This window comes from Aerococcus kribbianus (assembly GCF_026805545.1).
GTDB lineage: Bacteria > Bacillota > Bacilli > Lactobacillales > Aerococcaceae > Aerococcus > Aerococcus kribbianus.
The window spans coordinates 198,453-218,810 of the sequence record NZ_JAPRFR010000002.1 but is presented as its reverse complement, the minus strand read 5'-3'; the positions used below and the strand labels follow the sequence as shown (position 1 = coordinate 218,810).

General features: G+C 38.4%; 17 protein-coding genes. 16 read left to right on the top strand and 1 reads right to left on the bottom strand.

Translation table 11 applies throughout. The features are described 5' to 3' along the window. The first annotated feature begins 10 nt into the window (after positions 1-10). The 15 genes from OW157_RS05965 (at position 11) to OW157_RS05895 (ending at position 17,945) form a co-directional block, all read left to right on the top strand. Entirely contained in the window at positions 11-406 is a 396-nt protein-coding gene (locus OW157_RS05965) for a hypothetical protein (RefSeq protein WP_268752444.1), read from the top strand. Between the two features lie 17 nt (positions 407-423). Next, positions 424-1,023, top strand: a complete 600-nt coding sequence (locus OW157_RS05960) for a major tail protein (RefSeq protein ID WP_268752443.1) — start codon at positions 424-426, stop codon at positions 1,021-1,023. A gap of 50 nt (positions 1,024-1,073) precedes the next feature. Further along, a complete protein-coding gene (gpG, locus tag OW157_RS05955; protein WP_268752442.1) occupies positions 1,074-1,406 on the top strand; it encodes a phage tail assembly chaperone G in 333 nt (110 codons plus the stop codon). 26 nt (positions 1,407-1,432) lie between these two features. Then, a complete protein-coding gene (locus tag OW157_RS05950; protein WP_268752441.1) occupies positions 1,433-1,573 on the top strand; it encodes a hypothetical protein in 141 nt (46 codons plus the stop codon). A 14-nt stretch (positions 1,574-1,587) separates the two neighbouring features. Next, positions 1,588-5,754, top strand: coding sequence for a phage tail tape measure protein (locus OW157_RS05945; RefSeq protein ID WP_268752440.1), 4,167 nt, complete (start codon positions 1,588-1,590; stop codon positions 5,752-5,754). A gap of 5 nt (positions 5,755-5,759) precedes the next feature. Continuing rightward, positions 5,760-7,406, top strand: a complete 1,647-nt coding sequence (locus OW157_RS05940; protein WP_268752783.1) for a distal tail protein Dit — start codon at positions 5,760-5,762, stop codon at positions 7,404-7,406. Continuing rightward, positions 7,403-11,971, top strand: coding sequence for a phage tail spike protein (locus OW157_RS05935; RefSeq protein ID WP_268752438.1), 4,569 nt, complete (start codon positions 7,403-7,405; stop codon positions 11,969-11,971). The genes OW157_RS05940 and OW157_RS05935 overlap by 4 nt, the downstream gene beginning before the upstream one ends. Then, positions 11,971-14,004 (top strand): DUF859 family phage minor structural protein, encoded by a 2,034-nt coding sequence (locus OW157_RS05930; protein WP_268752437.1) that lies wholly within the window; start codon positions 11,971-11,973, stop codon positions 14,002-14,004. Before OW157_RS05935 ends, OW157_RS05930 begins: the two co-directional genes overlap by 1 nt. Next, positions 14,001-14,453 (top strand): hypothetical protein, encoded by a 453-nt coding sequence (locus tag OW157_RS05925; RefSeq protein WP_268752436.1) that lies wholly within the window; start codon positions 14,001-14,003, stop codon positions 14,451-14,453. The genes OW157_RS05930 and OW157_RS05925 overlap by 4 nt, the downstream gene beginning before the upstream one ends. Before the next feature lie 43 nt (positions 14,454-14,496). Beyond that, positions 14,497-14,625, top strand: a complete 129-nt coding sequence (locus OW157_RS05920) for a CD1375 family protein (RefSeq protein ID WP_268752435.1) — start codon at positions 14,497-14,499, stop codon at positions 14,623-14,625. A 55-nt stretch (positions 14,626-14,680) separates the two neighbouring features. Next, positions 14,681-15,124 (top strand): hypothetical protein, encoded by a 444-nt coding sequence (locus tag OW157_RS05915; protein ID WP_268752434.1) that lies wholly within the window; start codon positions 14,681-14,683, stop codon positions 15,122-15,124. Next, positions 15,108-15,311 carry a phage holin gene (locus OW157_RS05910; RefSeq protein WP_268752433.1) on the top strand — a complete coding sequence of 68 codons (204 nt, stop codon included), beginning with the start codon at positions 15,108-15,110 and terminating at the stop codon, positions 15,309-15,311. Before OW157_RS05915 ends, OW157_RS05910 begins: the two co-directional genes overlap by 17 nt. Before the next feature lies 1 nt (position 15,312). Next, entirely contained in the window at positions 15,313-16,335 is a 1,023-nt protein-coding gene (locus OW157_RS05905; protein ID WP_268752432.1) for an SPOR domain-containing protein, read from the top strand. 123 nt (positions 16,336-16,458) lie between these two features. Next, positions 16,459-16,653 (top strand): hypothetical protein, encoded by a 195-nt coding sequence (locus tag OW157_RS05900; protein WP_268752431.1) that lies wholly within the window; start codon positions 16,459-16,461, stop codon positions 16,651-16,653. 170 nt (positions 16,654-16,823) lie between these two features. Next, on the top strand, positions 16,824-17,945 hold the full coding sequence (locus OW157_RS05895; protein WP_268752430.1) for a Fic family protein: 1,122 nt from the start codon (positions 16,824-16,826) through the stop codon (positions 17,943-17,945). Positions 17,946-17,988: 43 nt separating this feature from the next. On the opposite strand, the gene spxB is transcribed toward OW157_RS05895, so the two are convergent. Beyond that, a complete protein-coding gene (gene spxB / locus OW157_RS05890; protein ID WP_268752488.1) occupies positions 17,989-19,749 on the bottom strand; it encodes a pyruvate oxidase in 1,761 nt (586 codons plus the stop codon). 133 nt (positions 19,750-19,882) lie between these two features. On the opposite strand from spxB, the gene OW157_RS05885 reads away from it, so the two are divergent. Beyond that, complete coding sequence (locus OW157_RS05885; protein ID WP_268752429.1) at positions 19,883-20,335, top strand: GNAT family N-acetyltransferase; 453 nt, start codon at positions 19,883-19,885, stop codon at positions 20,333-20,335. The last annotated feature ends 23 nt before the right edge of the window (positions 20,336-20,358 follow it).

Sequence of the window (20,358 nt, the reverse complement as noted above, 5' to 3'; positions counted from 1 at the left end):
AGGTGGTTGCATGGTAAAAGATATGAAAGAAACCATTCGAAATTCTTTTATTGCAGATAGAGAGTTAATGCTTCTAATTGATAAATCTCATATTAAATTCTATCAATGGGTGGAGCATACTGAGACTCAATTTCCTTATATTGCCATCGTACCGCAAGGGACTCCTCATCCAGCTGTCCATGGGAGTAATAAAGAGTTAAGCAAGGAGTTGACATTCGATATACATATTCAAGGTAAGGATGATGGTGTCGTACGACAAATTAGTTATCGGATTCATCGTATCCTAGAAGCGATGGGATTTGTACAACTTCCTGAATCACTTGATGAGTATTTAGAAGAAATCCAAAGCTATGTAATTGTTAAACGCTATCGTATAGTGACAAAATTGAATGATACAGAATATTAAAAAGGAGATGGAGCATAATGACATTAGTTGGTTTTAAGCGCGCTATCATTGGAGTTTTAGATGAAAGCGGAAATATTACAGAAACGTATGAAGTAGTAGGTAAGCAAGATGAAGGGGCCACTACAACCGCAGAGATTACAGGTCTTTCTAAAGAAGCAACACGCGTATATGGGTCAGACGTAGCCTACTATGTATCTCAACAGGGGACAGGCGATGTTACTTGTAACCTTGGGTTATTAGACCTTCCTAGCAAAGTAAATGATAAGATTTTAGGATATAAACAATCAGGTGGTATTTCCTATGTTGGTTCTGATACAGTAGCTCCTTTCTGCTCGCTTATTATTGAGTCAAAGACACTACAGGGAGATGAAGCAGTATTAGGTTTCTTCAAAGGAAAGTTCTCTAAAGAAGCAATTAATATGCAAACTCTTAATAATGAAGCTTATACTCCAGAAGCAGAAACTTATGTCTTTAGTGCAATTTCAGACACTAAAGATGGTGAAACTTTTGGTCAAGTTTTAGGAAAATATGTTGGGAAAGATTCAGAAGAGCTAAGCAAACTTCGGTCCCAATTGTTGCCAGGGGATACTGATACTGTTATTACTCCAGAAGCTTAATACTTTGCCTCCTCAACTGAGGGGGTTTTTTATTTTGAAAGGATGAGATGATGAAGGAATTACGATTAGAGCTCAAAAACGAAGATGGTCAAGTGGATACTTTTGTACAGGATTTTATTCCTATGAAACGTTTGTTGGAATGGTATGAAAATCAATCATTAATTGAGGAAGGTGAAATTAAACCCGGTGTTGATGTTATCGTGAAAAAAATTGAATTTGTTGCCTCATTATTTGATGATGAACGTGTAACCCCTGAACGTATCTTAAGTGGTTTGGATTCACGTCAATTTGAAGAAAAAATTCACGGTTTAATTAATCAAGTAGTACTAGGAGAAACAGACCCAAAAGAGACGGGGAAGCTATCCCAGCACAAGAAGTATTAGCCAGTCTCAAGACTTTAATCCAGAAAGTGGTAACCAATCTTAATGGATTTACTATTAATGATGTGTTATCCACAGATTATGACTTGATTGTGGATATCCTGTGCAAAAATGATGAATCACAACAAGAAGAAGTGGTTGATTTAGCCAACTTCATTCAAACGATTTAGAAAGGAGGTATTTTATGAGTAAAGCACCTTTAGGAGAAATGATAATTGAGCTAGGGTTAGACTCTACTGATTTTGGTAAGTCTTTAAAAAAAGCTAAAAACGAAGTAAAGTATTGGTCTAACGATATGAAGACTAATATGCGAGTGGCTGACTTAGCAGGAAGTCAGTTAAGTAAGTTAGAGGCAAAATACACAGGATTAACAAAAACTATCGAAGCTCAGCGCAAGGTCGTTGACTCTTATAAAGATTCCTTTGATAAATCGTTTGTTGATGGGAAAGTAACAGAATCGACTGTAAAATATGCTCGGCAAGTGAAACAAGCTGAAAGTGTCTTACAAGGTTACAATTTAGCTTTACAACGGACTGTTGGAGAGATGGCTGAAGCAGAAGTTCGTACCACTGGATGGACAGGAAAACTAAATGACCACTCTGAAAAACTTATATCAGCGGGGGGCAAAATTGAGCAGTTTGGAGCTACTGCTAAAAATGTTGGTGATGCCTTAACTATGGGCGTCACTGCACCGCTTGCAGGGTTAGGAACTGCCGCAGTGAAAGCAGCTAGTGACTGGGAGACAGCCGCTGCTGGTATGCGTAAAACTAACGATGAAATTGTTGATTCTAACGGAAATGTAATTTTTAGCCATGAAGAATTAGAAAATCAAATTCGATCATTAGCGAAAGAGATCCCTGTTAGTGCTAAAGAGCTCGCTGGTTTAGCCGAAACAGCCGGACAGTTAGGTATTGAATCTAATAAAGTAGCTCAGTTTACAGAAACAGTAGCAAAAATGGGTGTTGCAACGAATATGTCAGCCGAAGACGCCGCAACTTCAATGGCTCAATTTTTAAATGTTACTGGTAGTGGAGCGGATACAGTTCAAAATTTAGCGAGTGCAGTTGTTGAGTTAGGAAATAATACTGCAGCAACAGAGTCCGATATTATGAACATGTCACAACGTTGGGCTACAACCGGTGCAATGATTGGTTTAGCGGATGATGAGATTGTAGCTATCTCAGCAGCATTACTCTCTATGGGGGTTAATGTGGAAGCTGGAGGTTCGGCGTTACAACGATTTGGAAGTAAGTTAAATAGCGCGGTCTTAGATGGTGGAGCTAATCTAGAAAAATTTGCGCAGGTCGCCAATATGTCTGCATCTGAATTTGCTACGGCTTGGGAAGAAGATCCTGCACGAGCAATGGAAGGTTTTTTAAAAGGATTAGATGAATTTCAACAATCCGGTGGAAATGCCAATCAGTTACTTAAAGATTTGGGAATTACTTCTGTTCAGGAAGTTAATGCGGTGCTTGCCTTAGCAAGAGGTCATGATGATTTAAATAAAGCGTTAGATATGTCTGCAGATGCTTATAAAGAAAACTCTACACTCAATGAGGAAGCGGCTGAAGCTTTTGATACATTACAGAATAAATTGGAACTTTTAAAGAACAAAGTAACCGATGTTCTTATCGAATTCGGAGGACCATTAGTTGATGCACTAACTGATGCTATAGATGCCGCAGAACCTTGGATTGAAAAAGCGTCAGAAATGGCCGAATGGTTCTCTTCTTTAAGTGAAGAACAACAACGTAATATTATTAAATGGGTAGCGTTTGCAGCTGCATTAGGTCCTGTTCTTTCCACAGGAGGGCGCGTCGTTGAAACCGTTGGCCAACTGACTGGTGGTCTCGGAAAACTTGGAAAAGGGTTAATTGATATCTTAGCCAAAAATGCAGGTAAGAAAGCGATGGAAGAGTTTGCGACTAGTGCAGCGGATGCTTCGATTGAAGTCGGCAAGCTTAGTACTTCTGCAACTAGCGCCGGGAAATCAGTGTCTACTGCAGGAACGTTGGCTTTCAATCCCTGGATTGTAGGTGCTGCAGCAGCAGTGGCGGCTATTGGTGGTATTGGTTATGCACTTTATCGTAATGCCACAGAGCCCGCTCGTCGTCATAAAGAGTCTATTGATGAAACTGATGGTGCCTATGAAGAATGGTTCGATGGTGTCATGAAGGGGCGTCAAGAACTAGTACGATTGAATGATGAGGTAAAAACTGGCAGTAAAGAATCAGCAGATGCTTATCGTTCATCGGCAAAGGAAATTCAAGAAGCAAATGCGGATATTCAGAATAGTTTAGAGGCTACATTTGATGAAGGTTTATTTAATAATACCCATAAGTTCTTTCAGGGCAATCTTTTCAAACAATTTTCATTAGAATTAGATAATTTGAATGTGAAGTTGAAAGAATTTGGTGCCAGTGAATCAGAAATAAATCGTATTAAGGAAGCGTTTAATAATTACGGTATTCAATTAGGTAATACTTCCGGAGAAATTACTCGCTTTTTCGAAAGCGGGCAAAAGGTTACCGCTGATTGGGCGCAATCTCAAATTGCCTCTGTCGATAAGGTGACGTCAGAAACAATCAGTGCATTAAATGAGCAACGTCAAGCTCGAATAGATAATCTAAATAGTCAGTTGGAAAATAATCTAATTACAGAACAACAATACAATGATGAAGTTGAAATGATTAATCGAACAACTCAAGAAAAAATAAATGCATTGAAGACTTCTCAACAAAGTATCACAGAAATTTTAAGTTCTGCTTCTCAAGAACGGCGGTCATTGACGGAAGAAGAAGTTCTGTCTATGGTAACAAGCTTACAAAAGATTTCTAAGACTACTGGAGAATCGTTATCAGATAACGAAGAAATGATGAAACTTCTAGGGGATAACATGGAGTTTCTGACACAAAAGACAACGATTGAATCGCTCGAACGAATGGGTGTCCTTGATAAAGAAGCCATTAATCAATTGAAAAATGCTGAGACAACTGAAGAAGCACTTCAAGTCATTAGTGATGCACTTGATGATTACGGTGCCAAAGAGATTCCACCAAAAGACCTTGAATTAAATACCGATTTATCTCTAGAAAAAATTGATGAAATTCTAGAAAAGGTCGGAGTAGAGTGGAATAATCTTAGTCCAGAAGAGCAAGAATTATTGATGAATGTCAAAAATGGAGAAGATTTAGAGCAAGCTCTAGTCCAACTTGGGCAATGGGAAACGTTGGACATTCCTGAAAAAGTAGTCGTGTTGCAAGAACAATTACACAATGGTGAGTTAAATACTGCTATCGAGAATGCTGGACTATGGAATGATTTAGAATTTGTAGAACAATTTGCTTCTATTGATACAAATGCAGATGACTCTAATCAAAAAATTGCTGAATTGATGTATAACTGGGGGTTGGTTGAATCAGTTGAAGAAGCCAAACAACTGCTAACGACGACTAATGCGCCCGATACAACTAATAAATTAGAACAATTAGGTTATACCGTCCGTAATATTGATGGCACAGATGTGTACATACCTAGTGATACAAGTTCACCTTTAACTGAAGAAGAAGTTAATAGTTTAGGATTAAAATCAGTAGATGTTAATGGAACGAAGGTTTATATTCCATCCGATTCAAATTCACCAGATACACAGAAGCTTGTTGCGAATTTACAATCAAAAGCTAACCAAACAAATGGTACATCTGTAAGCATCCCCTCTAGCACAAATTCATCACAAACACAACAGGAAGTAGAAAATTTACGTGCTTCAGCGAAAGACAAATCATTTACTATCACAGCTCGTCTTTCTAGCTGGTGGGATGGTTCGGGGATTAATCCTAAAAACTGGGCCTCTGGTACTACTTATCACCCTGGTGGATTAGCTATGGTTAATGATCAAAAAGGTGGCATTTTCCGTGAAATGGTCACGCTTCCTTCTGGAGAACAATTTATTCCTCATGGTCGGAATGTCATTTTACCGTTACCGAGAGGTTCCAAAGTATTGCGCGCGTCACAAACGCGCAGCATTTTTCCGGGGCTTCCTCAATACGCTGAAGGTATTGGTGCTCAGACGACGTCTCCTATTATTCAACAATACGGGCGGACAGTGAATATCAATGCAACTAACAACAATGCTCTCATTCGTACTTTAGTTGTTCAAAACAAGAAGTTGAATGCAAATTTTGATGATTTAAAATGTTACAACAAACATTTATTAGAACTATTAGAAACAATGGATTTTGATGTATATATGGATGAGTATAAAGTAACTAAGCGAATTGATAGACGCCTTAAAAAGGATGAAAAAATTAGAAATACATTCCAACCAAGAAGGACAGGTGACTTATTATGATAAAAATGCGTGTGGATAACGAAGATTTAGATAGTTTAGTTTTTATCAATCAGGTTCACCGTCATATGGGACCACGGGTTAAAAACCGAATCATTAAAGTCGAATTGACTATCATTAATGATGTATTAGAAACCATTGATGTGTTAAATCGACTGTTTACTGGTGAATTACAACATTTTTATTTTAGTGACCAACCGGACCGGTATTGGATAGGAAGAGTATTAGGAGATATTCTTCCTTCTAATTCCTGGCATTTATCAGAAGCAGAATTACAAATAGAAGTGCCTGATGGTGTTTCTTATGCCATTGAACCGAAAGAATATACTGTTAAGCAAGCAACAAGTATTATGATTGAAAATAATGGGACAGACTTAATCTATCCCCAATTTGAATGTCGTTTGAATGATACAACACATATGGTTTCTTTCGTTACTAATGACGCTATATTTCAATATGGGGAACCAATAGAAGCTTCCCCGTTAAAAGAAGTCAAAGTGACTGAAACGAAAACGACTAACGGTCAAATGACACGCCGTAGTCATGATATTTTTATTGATCAAATGGATACACCTAACGCTTGGCATTCTTCTGATATTAGTTTGATTAATCCTGGTTGGAAATCATCTGGAGGCTTTACGGCGGGTAAAAAGTCGACTGCTACCCCTTCGAATGGAAAAGCTACGATTAGTAAAAATGCAACTCACTGGCAAACCGGCGAGAGAATGGATAACTGGGTGAAGGGCAAAACGTTTCTTGCAGTTAAAACTAAAAACGTTAACCAATCGCATAGTAAAAAAGCTTACTTACTTATGAACAGAGGAAAATACTTAGGATGGTTACTCGAACAAGATATTGAAGGTGCTGGTAATAATCAAACTGGGTCTATTGTGCCTAATTATGGGACAGGAGACGCATATCAGTGGCATGGTCCAGCCATTCGTCGGACATTTGGTACAAAGCCTACCGATTGGTCTTGCTCGATGTGGCACTTTTTTAAGATTGCTTCTGCAGCAGAAATGGGTGCTGTTTATATTTCAGTCCGTTCTGGAAATGATGAAATTGCATCAGTGCTATACAGTGCTCATAAAAGTAATCGTGACGTGATGCAATATCTTAGTGCCGGAAATAAAGGATTACCGTTACGAAGTGGTGACACAACATTCTCTACAGATTCTTATGGACGTATTTTGATGGTAAAAAAAGGAAAGAATATTACTTTTGAACTGCGGAATGACCGTAAAAAGAAAAAGTTATCACGAACTTACACGGTTCCTGAAATTGAGACGATGGAAGCAGACAATATTATCATTTGGTGTGGACAATATGGTAATTTTGCGAAAGCCAGTGATAACCGGCCGGAATTTGTTTATATGCGAGGGTTAAATTCGCAAGTATGGGTAGAGCCTACGACCGAAACAGTGACTAATGTATTGAACCTCCCTGACCCAAGATACAAATGGCATAAAGATGATTTATTATTGATGGATATGTCTAATGAAACGGTACAAGTTAACGGAGTCCCCGAATTGACACCAATTGCTTATGGTAGTTCAACGTTTGGTATCCCACCAGGAAAATATGAAGTTGGAGTGGTTTCTAGTAGTGATGCTCCCCCGGATGTAACGGTACGGTATAGGGAGGTTTATAGATGATTTATTTTACAGACCGTTTTTTTAATACAGTGGCGATTGCTAAATCTGAAACAGAAAGTGGCTTAAGACTTATTAATGACCAATTAAATATGTCAATCGAGTCAGGAACGTCGCTATATTCTGCAGAGATTGAAAAATCATTTGAGACAGTGGAACAGATTCAAGTAGGACATTATGTTTTTATTCCTAATAAACGTGGACATCACGTTATGTTAGAAATCATGGAAGTGGAAGAAACACGTGCAAGCAAAACGATTATTGCAGAAGACGCAGGATTGGACTTGCTTAATGAAGACACTGGTGATTTGAAATTTAAAGGAACTTTAGTTGAGTTTATCAAAAAAGTTATTGGTACTGATTCTGGTTGGGAAATAGGCTTAGACGAAATTCAAGACGAACATAACCTGACTTTGGAATACGAGGGTATTACTAATCAGACAAAACGCATCAATCAGATAGCTGGGCGCTTTGGAGCTGAAATTAGTTTCAGTTTTGATTTTGATGGAACTGAGTTAAAACATAAATATATTAATTTTCATAAAGAACGTGGAAATGATGTTGGACATCGGTTAGTAATTGGAAAAGAATTGAAAAATGTTAATCGTAATATTTCGATTACAGATTTGTGTACGGCGATTCGCCCAATTGGTAAACCACACAAAGAAACTATCAAGACACCAAAGACAGTCACTGAGACTATCACTGAAACTAAACCAGGAAGTACTGGTAGCACGTCATCGACTAAAGAAAATCCAAAAATTACTAAATTTGTGCAATGGTTCGAATCCCGTCGTGGCAAAGTCAGATACTCAATGGGCGCTCGTAATGGCCCTCATTCGTACGATTGCTCTAGTGCAGTGCACTATGCCGCGAAACATGCAGGGCTTATACCATCTAATCATAGGATAGGAAATACTGAGACGATGTTTTCCTGGATTGGTAAATATGTTGAAAAAATTGATAAAAGTCAAGTTCGAAAAGGGGACATCTTTTTATCTGGTCGCCGAGGTGGCTCAGGTGGGGCTTATGGTCATACAGGTGTTGTGTATGATAAAAATAGAGTTATCCATTGTAATTACGGGTCTAACGGTATTGCGATTACACCAAACCGCCAAGTTTATTTAGGTGGACCGCCAACAATTTGGTTGCGTTGGAAAAATACTGACCCAGTGACTACTAGCAACAGCAATAAAAAAGCTTATTGGACTAACTCTGATTTAACTAAACATGATTTAGGCTTTAATTTGCCTGGTCTAACTGCTGGCCAACTTAACAACTGGATTAAAGCAGTAGCGCCTAATAGTGCTTTTAAGGGTCAAGGTAATGTGTTTATTGATGCTCAAAAACAAAGTGGATTGGACGCACGTTATATTTTAGCGCATGCTGCCCTCGAATCTGCTTGGGGTAATTCAAATTATGGGCGTAAGTATCATAACTATTTTGGTATTGGTGCATTTGATAATAATCCTGATAACGCTAAGAACTACGGTAATGCAGGTTTAGCTAATGGTATTATCGAGGGTGCTAAATGGATTGCTCGTAATTATTATAAGTCTAGTTATAAGCAAACTACTTTATACAAAATGCGTCATAATAGCGGTATCCATCAATATGCAACAGACCCTAATTGGCATACTAAAATAGCCAATATTATGAAGCGGTCTGAGCGTTATACAAACCCCGCGTCAACAAATGATAAAGGGGAAATTAAGACCACTCGAACGATTACAAAGACAGTGTATGAAGATACTGAAGTTGAACGAGATACCAATCTTATTGGTTATGAATATGATGATGGGCGCTTTTATGTTACAGATAGTGGATTAATCTGTGACCGTGAACAAGGCAAGGTCTGGAGCCGTCATCATAACGACAAGATGGGTTATATTGTTAAAATTTATAACTCAGAAGCAACCAGTCAAAAGACTTTATTTGATGAAGGATTGCGACAATTGCAAGCGAATAATGAACCGAAAGTGAGTTATGAAGTAGATTTAAACTATCTCCCTGAAGATATTGAATTAGGTGACTGGGTACGTCTTATTGATCATGATTATTCTCCAGCACTTTATCTTGATGCACGTTTAGTGGACGTCACTCGTAGTACGGTAAACCCTGATGATAGTAAAGCTATATTTACTAATTTTAAAGAACAAGAGAGTGGTATTGCTTCAGCATTATTAAATTTACAAGGGCAATTAGAAGCGCAACGTTTTAACTGGAATAAGCAACCTTATGTGATGACAATTGAATCTAGTTCAGGGAGTACATTTAAAGATAAGGTCGTTAGTACTTCATTAATTGCTAATGTAACTCGTTTGAGTATCGACCAAACTGCAATGATTGATTATTTTATCTGGGAACGTCATTCTGCAACACCTGATCAAACACTGACCTCGGATAGCGAATGGAATGCCCAACATGAAGAATACCAATCAAATCAATTGGAAGTGACTAATGACGATGTTGATAATGAAGCCACATTTACTTGTACCGCAATGATTGACGAGATTGCGGTGGCAGTTGCTAGTTATACCATTAAAGACTTAACTATTGGAGTCTACGTCCAAAAAGAAGAGCCAAAGAATCCTGGGTTTGGTGATGTGTGGAAATTTGAGGATGAAGATGGCAAATTCAACCGACTTTGGACAGGGTCTAGCTGGCAAGATGCTATCACCAAACGTGACTTGGAACAACTGGAACTGACACCAGGCCCCCCAGGGGCAGATGGTGAGGATGGCTTACCTGGTAAAGATGGGAAAGACGGTAGAACGTCCTATGCCCACTTTGCCTATGCTGACAGTGCTGATGGCACTGTAGGCTTTACTCTAACTGCTACTAATGGCAAGAAATACATGGGCTTTTACAGCGACTTTGAAAAAGCTGACAGCAAAGACCCCAAAGCTTACGAGTGGAGTTTGTTTAAAGGCGAAGATGGTTCTGACGGTATTCCTGGCAAACCAGGTGCTGACGGACGGACCCCTTACTTCCACACAGCTTATGCAAATTCTACAGATGGAAAAACCGACTTTAGTGTTAGCGATAGCAAAGATAAGGACTACATCGGACATTACACTGACTACACAAAAGCAGACAGTAATAATCCTGGTGATTATACTTGGTTGGCTGTTAAAGGTCCTAAAGGCGAAAAAGGGGACAAAGGCGACACTGGTCCTAAGGGAGCTACAGGTGCCACAGGGCCTGCTGGTAAGGATGGTCAAGATGGTAAACCAGGCCCACAAGGTCCACAAGGATTACCTGGACCAGCTGGTAAAGATGGTGTTACGACTTACACATGGATACGCTATGCTGACGATGCTAATGGCAAGAACATGAGTCAGTACCCAGATGGTAAATCTTACTTAGGGATCGCCAGCAATCAAAAATCAGCCACGGAATCAAACAATCCTCAAGATTATAAGTGGTCCAAAATTGAGGGTGAAAAAGGTCAAGCAGGTAGTCGAGGACCTGAAGGTGAGACGTTATATACCTGGATTAAGTATGCTGATGACGAAGATGGTAATGGTATGTCTGATAATCCCGATGGTAAACGCTACTTAGGCATCGCTTATAATAAATCGACACCTAGCAAATCAACGAATCGAGGTGATTATAGTTGGAGTCCACTGTATGATAATGTTGAAGTTGGTGGACGGAATTATGCGCTCGGAACAAGTGCTGACTTAAAATATTATCAACAGATAGGCCGTTATGCAGGTAGTCTTGTGCCTGATCAGACAAGTAAAAACGAATATACTTTAGAAGAATTAGATTCTAAAGTCGGTGATACTCTAACTGCTAGTATTTATATTGGACGAGGCGGTGGACCTGGTGGTGGTTTGCGTATTGATGACCAAGACGGCAATCGTGTTGCAACGAGTGATAGCATTTCTCACGGTTATACATCAACGACTTTTGAAATCCCTAGTGGAACAACAAAATTAGTATTTTATTTTGCTAAATATGGTCCTGATGATTTTACGTACGCAGTAGAAGCAAAAAATTTTCAAATAGAAAAAGGCAACGTCCGCACCGACTGGTCACCTGCACCAGAAGATTGGCAAAGCCAAATCGACGAAAAGGCTAGTCAAGGCCAAGTGTCTGATTTAGAACAAGCCCAATCAGCTGTGCAATCATTGCTTGAACAATATCCATCAGCCGATAGCCTAAATAATTTATCTGGTCAGTATTCTGATTTGGATGCTTACACTAAAGTGTTACAAGATGCTATTGATTCGAACAAGACTGATGTTCTTGACCGCTTTAAGATTTTAGAAGCGAATGTCGGCAGTGGCCAAGCATTTATGCAAGCGATAAGTCGCTACTTATCTTTTGGCGAAGAGGGCCTTGTTTTAGGTCAAGAAGGCAATGCTTTAAAAGTAGCTATTGACAATGAAAAAATCTCATTCTTAGACTCTGGGAAAGAAGTGGCCTATGTCTCTGGACAAATGCTATATATTCTTTCTGGGGTCTTTTTAAATACTTTGACAATCGGTAATCATAAAATCGAAAAGTTAGCAGACAGCAATAAAATCACCACGATTTCTTGGATAGGGGGTAACTAATGTCAACAGTAGTAGGGAGTAAGTCAGGGACAAGACCTTGGCTTGAACTCGATTACACAATTAATGAGCAAGATATGTCTAACAACCGAACAAAAATCACAACAAAGGTATACCTAAATGTGGTTGGGTCAATTGGCTACACCATGCGTGGCGGTGGGTCATTATTAGTTAGCCCTGGGGGTTCATACAACTTTACTGCGCCTGGTACTCGTCTAACGAGTGCTGGGCGGTATTTATTACGGACGCAAACCTTATGGGTGTCTCATGCAAGCGACGGGTCACGATCAGTGCGGTTTAATGCAAGTTATGCGCTGAATCTGACATGGAACGGGTCATGGGTTGGTAACATTAGTTTAAGCGGCTCAGCAAGTTTGCCAGATATTGCCAGACGTCACACAATTACAATTAAAAATTCTGACCTCAAGCCAATAACTCAAGCAGAATTTGGGGATACTGTACGGATTTCGTTGGGGCGTAAAGACACTAGTTACAAAGCTGATATTGGTTATGAATTAAACGGTCAACGAGTGACTATTGCCCAAAAGATTGATTACGGTGAGTATGACCACACTATCCAAAAATCAATGATGAATGATGTGCCAGATAAAGACAAAGTCTCAGTTAAGTTTTGGGTTGATACTTACAATGGCAACACAAAATTAGGGACAGATACTTACTGGCTGACATTAGTCATGTCTAGCAGTGTTGTGCCAGTCATAGATAGTGTGGCGCTAGTCGAACAAAATGCTCAAGCAAAAGCAAGTGGCAAATACATTGCCGGACTCTCACAACTTAAAGCGGTGGTGTCTGCTAGCGGTGTGTGGAATTCAAGTATTAGAAGTGTTGGACAAAACTTAAACGGTGTACAAGCAAGCGGTGCTGAATACGTTTGGACCAATCTCAGTGCTGGTAAAAACAAGTTAGTTGTTACTGTTACAGATAGCAGGGGGCGCTCAGCAAGCAAGACTATCACGTTTAATGTTGAGCAATACACCCCGCCAAAAATTCATTTATTTGTGCCTGCACGAACAGGCGATGGGACAAACACTAGTGTTAAGGCAGTCATCAATGTCTCAACAAGTGGGCTAGGTAGTGACACGATTAATATCAAAATCCAACGGAAACTCACAAGCGCCAGTAATTGGGAGACAGTGCGAGAGCTTAATGTAAAAGGCACATCTTACAGCAATACCGGCGAAAACGCTGGGACGAATTATGACTTAACTAAAGCCTATGACATTCGCTTGGTTGTCTCAGATAAAGTAGGTCAGTCCATTTCCATGGCAAGTATCTCAACGTCATCAACAGTGATGAGTTGGTCAGATAAAGGTGTCGGAATTGGTAAAATCGTTGAAAATGGACGAATTTTAGACGTTGCTGGTGACGTGTATGTTGATGGCGATATTTATCAAAACGGAGTGCCGTTTGGCTCAACAGTGATCATTCCAAGCAGTGCTGACTTGAACAATTATAAGACAAGCGGGAAATACTACACTATATCCAATGCTGATGCTCGTAGTATTAGTAATACTGCAACTGATCGAGCGTTTATCTTAGAGGTAGTCGATACGGGCAGAGGTATGGTCTATCAAACATTTACTGATTATGACGGCAATAAATACTATCGTAGATATTATGATTATAATTCGACTTGGCAGAACTGGCGCAAAGTCATGACAGAAGCTGATTTTACATCTGGCAGTAACGCTAATGGCAACTGGGTCCGATTTCCGGATGGAACGCAGATTTGCTGGCATTTCAAATATGACCAGAACTTTAAATGGAATGCTGATTTTAGTAGCTCAGGCGGATTGTGGCGCACATCGCACAACACTTGGGTCTATCCTATCGCATTTAAAGACAGCGAAGTGTTTACAAGCTTTACGTCATATGGCGAGTGGCGAATTTGGTACACGTCCGACGGTGCGAACACCACTCAATCAAAATTTGTCGGTTGGTCGTTTGTGTATCAAGCAGATAAAAATTTAGTTGATGGAAGTGTGCGGTGTTTAGCGATTGGACGGTGGAAATGATGAAAGTATTATATAGTCCTCAAATTTGTGATGATAAAGAAATCAGTTATCAGTTTAACGACAAATTAATTAAAGTCACGATCAATGACTTAACAGAGGGAACAAGCAAAACAATCGTTTATGACTTGACAGCAATCACTGCAGATAAGCAGTATGAAATGACAGACTATATCTTATCAATTGATACTAACGACGATTTACAAGTGACCTTACTTAATTATGTCCCGATTGATGCAGACGACAGTAAATTATTTCCAGAGCCGTTTACACCTAATAACGAGGAATTCGAAGTCACCGAGACTGTTCAGCTCAAAGAAATCCCACCAGATAGCCAAGAAGAACCAATAAGCGAAATTGAGCAACTACAGGATGAACTGGATAAGCAAAAAGAACGTGTAGCGATTTTAGAGCAGTGCGTTCTGGAACTGGGAGCAGGTATGTATGATTAGGTTACTTCTGCTTACGCTTTTTCATGGAAAGGGGGTGAGCGATATGTTAGCAAAACTTTATGCAATTCATGTGGTTAAAGGGACTTGGGACTATGACAGAGTGCCACGTTTGCTAAAAGACAAAGTAGACGAAGAATTACGAGCAATGGACTTAGAAGAATTAATTAAATAACTAGGAGAGGACGGGTCAAACCGTCCTTTTTTATTACGAAAAAGGGGGTTGACTGATGTGGCAAACACTAATTGATAACGTTGGACTAATCGCAAGCCTATTTCTTTCATTATCCACAATCAGTGCGGGGCTCATGTGGGCTTACAACTTTTTTATCGGCGAACCAAAAGAGCGGAAGCGTCGTGAAGCGGATAAGGAATATCAAGATAAAATGCTAAAAATGACTCAAGAACAGACTGAGCCAATTTATCATTTAATCGATAAAATTGATGCCTCAATTGAAGCAAATTCTAAATTGTTTGAAACTCATGTTAGAGAGAGCGAGTCAGATAGAAAGAATCTAAACCATGTCGCTGAAACAAACTCAAAATTGCTAGAAAAACATGATGAAGTTTTAGACAATCACGAGGGCAGGCTGATACGAGTTGAGACGTATTTGGAAATCCCCAAGGGGGAGCGAATTTATAGAAAGGAGTACATCGATGAAACTAAACAATAACTATTATGATGCTGGAAAATGGATTGCTTTAATCTTGTTGCCAGCATTAGCTGTTTTATACAGCACGTTAGGCGAAATTTGGGGATGGCCCAACACAGAGCAGGTTGTTCCTACCATCTCGGCGATTAATGTATTTTTAGGCGCTGTATTACAATTGTCTAATCATCAGTATAAGAAAGAGGGATAATATGGCCATTCCAAAGAAAACAATATTTAAATATGATATTTCTCAAAAATATACGATTCCTACAGGAGTAGCGGGGCGATATATTGGTGGGAAACCAACGTGGACAGTGACACATTCAAGCGGAAATCCAAATGCTAGTGTGGATAGTGAGATTAATTATATGACCAATAATTATAAACGTGCATTCACTCATGCTTGGGTAGGCCATAACAAGATTGTGGAAATTGCCAACACTGATTATCCATGTTGGGGTGCGGGCCCAACCGCAAATGCACGAGCAGTTCAAATCGAGGTTACAGAAGATAAGAATTTAACAAATAAACAAAAACTACAGGCTATTGATAGACAGGCTTTTTATATCGCAGTTCAGCATGCTTATTATGAAATTCCATTAAGTCGTATGTATTCACATGCAGATATTTCAGCAATGTATCCTAATGACACTAATCATACTGACCCAATTGCTTACTTTAAGAAAGCAGGGACAACTTGGACAGAATATAAGAATCAAGTACACGCTTACTATGGTCTTTTAGTGTCCGGCGGTGATACTCGACGAGTAGTGTCAATTGCAGATAAAAAAGGTGATAAAGCAGTAATCAAATCAGCGGAAAAAGAAGTGCAAAAAAACCATTCCAAAAACCCAGACAAAGACGGCAAAACAAAGCTTTTTAAAGTCGGCGACAAAGTTAAGTTAACTGATAAAGCAAGCCATTGGTATAAATGGTACGACAAGTTAGTTCGTCAGGGTGGGACTCGGCAGATGAATGGCAAGATTGCAGACCATCTCAAAAACGCTGAATTTAAAGTGACTTATTTAAATGGTAATGGCACACTTGAGTTAGCCGAGGTGGTGGACGGTAAACAGCGACTACAGCGGTATGTGGCTTATGAGTGGGACATTAAACATTATGACCCGCTTTACAAAGTACAAACTGGAGCTTACAGTAAAAAAGAAAACGCCGAGCGTAATGCTGACGAACTGAAGAAAGATGGGTATGATACTTATATTGTTAAGGATTAGTTGGAATAGGTAGTGGACTTTAGTTGGCTACCTATTTTTTATTGTTTTCATTTCTTTTCATTGATGAATAGCTATAAAAACGTGTTATAACTAGTCTACACTGTTACATTAGGAGGGATAGCAATGGCAACGAAAAGTTTTACAGAACCACAAGAAATTAAAGATAATGGGGTTAATCAAGTGCTTAAGACTTTTGAAAAAAATGAAAAAGCTCCTATTTCCAAGACGAAAATACATACGGATTCTAGGATAAACTATCTAAATCATAATAATAAAGAAGGTATTGATAACTTCTTAAAGGGAGTTTTTGAAAATTGACCCTAACAGTTATCTCTCTTCAGGATTTATTAGATAATTTTAGATTCTGCAATAAATAGGGACTTATTTTGATGATTCATTAAAAATAGCTTCTTATTTTTTATCTTGATTTTATAGTTATCTTTTTATATAATTCAATTATTAATAAGAATTAGAATAAGGTGTTTGGTATGCTTAAAGGGATAACATTACTACCGGTTGAATTGTCACAGCAGGAAAGTATATCTATTTACAAAAAATTAGCGAGAGTGAATAAAAAAATCGGTAAGCTCGACATGCTCTTTTCACGTTCAGTTATTAACACCTCCTTATTGAGTCTGTTATCTTTTAATGAGTCTGTTCAATCTACACGAATTGAAGGGACTCAAGTTACTTTTCATGAAGTAATGGAAATAAAGACAGATAAAAACATTAGTTGGCAGCAACAAGAGGTCTTCAATTATAAAAAAGCAATTGATTTTGGTTTTGATGAGATAAAAAAAGGCATCCCATTATCTACACGATTGTTAAAAGAGATTCATACTATCTTAATGACTGAGGCACGAGGAACACGCTCAAATGGTGGCGAATTCCGAAAGATTCAAAACTTTATTGGTCCTGATAATAATATTGAAAACGCGAGTTATATTCCTGTCTCGGCTAACCGTATTCCAGAGTATATGACAAATTTAGAATATTTTATTAATGGATTACCGCATCAGTCTTTTGATCACGAAAATGAAATAGGGTATGAAGCTGTTACATATGATAGTGATAGTTTGTTAAGGATTGCTGTTTCTCACGCTCAATTTGAGTCTATTCATCCGTTTTTAGACGGTAACGGGCGGCTAGGGCGTATTCTCATTGCTCTAATGGCTGTGCAGGAGAAAGTTATTTCACTCCCGGTATTTTTTGTGAGTGAGGAATTAGAGAAGGAACGTATTCGTTATTATAACTCATTGAATGCAACACGTGGCGATAATCCTAATTGGGCATTGTGGTTGAACTTTTTTCTAGATGCTAGCGAACGAATGGCTGATAATTTAATAAAAAAAGTTGAAAACGCTGAAGAGGTGATGAAAGAGGGGTTAAAGTATTGCAAAACACGCTCTCAAAAGGATGCTTGGATCGCTACCTTCCAACTGCCGATTATTACCGTAAATGAATTAAAAGTCGAATTAGGTGTTCATTATAATACCGCTCAGAGTGCGCTAAATCATTTGGTATCCAATAATTTGTTGGATAAAGACCAATCTGTGAAACGTAATATTAAGTATTATAATTATGAATTACTTCGTGCAATATCGAATTAATATACCGTAGTAAAAAAAGGGCGCTTAATTGCGCCCTCTTTTTTTAATATAGTCCTTCTTCTTCCAAAAATTTCCGAAGCGGAATTAGCGATTCAGCTTCATAACGTTTTTTGAATTTTTCTACGTTTTCCTTACCGTCTTTTTCTTCATCTAATTGCATAACTTCTACAGGGAATGGGCGGTCATGAGTGATTTTAGCATCAATTACGACTGTTTTACCATTCTTGTTATCTTCTACAGCTTTTCTAACAACTTCCTTGATATCTTCAATTCGTGTAACCGTATAACCAACTGCTCCTTGAGCTTCTGCAATTTTAGCGTAATCAACATCAATAAAGTCGGTACCGAATAAATGTTTATTGGTATCTTCATATTTATTCTTAATATAGCCATACTCAGTGTTAGACATAACCACATTAATTACTGGTAAGTCATATTGAACATTGGTTACTACATCAGGATAGGACATATTAAAGGCGCCATCACCGATAATATTCCATACTTGGCGATTAGGGAATTCTTTCTTCGCTGCAATACCACCTGGAAGTGCAATACCCATTGTTGCGAATAATGGAGATGTTCGCCACATGTTTTTTGGTGTCATGTGTAAATGACGAATAGAAGTTTGAGTCATATTACCGACGTCAATTGAGTAAATGGCATCTTCATCTGCAAATTCATTAATAGCATTATACACTTGATAAAGTTGTAATGGACCTTCAGATTTTGTTTCTAATTGATTAGTGTAATCATGCCAATTCTTGATATTGTTTGTAGTTGCACGCCACCAACCAGTTTCTTTATGTTCACTAACTCTACCAAGAATTTCCTTAACAACATAATTAGCATCAGCTAGAATGGCTAAGTCAGCGTTATGACGTTTACCTAACATGAATGGGTCGATATCCACTTGAATAAATTTATCAGTTTTGCTAAATGCATGGTAGATTTCAGCAAATGGATAATTTGAACCTAAGAAAAGGATTGTATCAGCAGCAAATAGCGTTTCGTTACCAGTTTTCCAAGCCACGCGACCTACTGAACCGGCTAATGCTTCGTCATTCCAATGGAATGCGTCAAAGTTCTTACCTGTTGTTAAAATAGGTGCTTTAATCTTATGCGCAAGTTCAGAAATGATATCTCCTGATTCATTAGCCCCAAATCCAGCATAAATAAGTGGACGTTCAGCATCTTCTAATAGTTTAACGGCTTTGTTAATATCTTCTAATTTAGGTTCTGGTAGTAACGGTTTTTGTTGAAGTTTACCTGATCCGTAGTAGGAATCTTCTTCGATTTCAACACCACCAAAGTCGACAGGTATTTCTACAACGGCAGGTCCTTTTCTAGCAATAGCAGTTCGCGCTGCTTCATCGATTACTTTGGGTAACTGTTCTGCATAAGCAACACGCTTATTATACACAGCGATACCTGAATACATTGGATTTTGATTTAGCTCTTGAAAGGCATCTAAGTTCAGTTCTTGATTAGGACGTGAACCTAGAACAGCGAGGAACGGGATATTATCCATGGCAGCATCGTATACACCATTAATTAAGTGAGTTGCTCCTGGGCCACCAGAACCAACAGCAACACCTAAGCGATTATTAAACTTATACTGCATAACAGCAGCTAGTGAGCCAGTTTCTTCATGTCTCACTTGTAAAAAGTTAATGTCATTATCTTCTGCTAAAGCGTCCATTAGCGTCCCTAATGTACCTGAAGGAATTCCATAGATTGTATCGACATCCCAGGTTTTAAGAACATTTAATGCAGCTTTAGCAGCCGAAATTTTGTTAGACATTATATAACCCCCTGAAGTAATTTCCTCAAGCGCTTGTCTTTTTTACTACGTAGTATTATTATTAAACAACATCAAAGAATAAACGTCAAACAATTAGTTTGCTTTTATATATTACGAAATAAAAAGGAGAATAATGTTGGAAATAATAGATATTACTAACAAAAATGTAACAAGATATAAAGATTTCATGTTAAAACAGTTTAATAACCTTGATTGGGGTGGCTCTAAAATGCTTGCTAAAAAGGTTGAAGATGATGAGTTACAAGACTCAGAACATGTTATTTTACTTGTAGACAATAATTCAACTTTTATCGGACATGGATCGCTTTTACAAGAAGATATTGTTAAGGATACTAATGTTTCTCCTTTTATTGCAGCAGTATTTGTTTCTCCGGATTATAGAGGACAAGGGTATAGCTTAAAAATAGTTCAAAAAATTGAGAATATTGCTTTGTCTGAAGGATATCGTCAATTGTATATTGTGACGAATCATGAGGGGTTGTATGAAAAAGAAGGATTCCGACAAATCGGTGAAGAAAAAAATATCAAAGGTGAATATATGCGCCTTTTAACAAAAAAGATTGATTAAAAAAGAGTAGAAGGAATTATTAA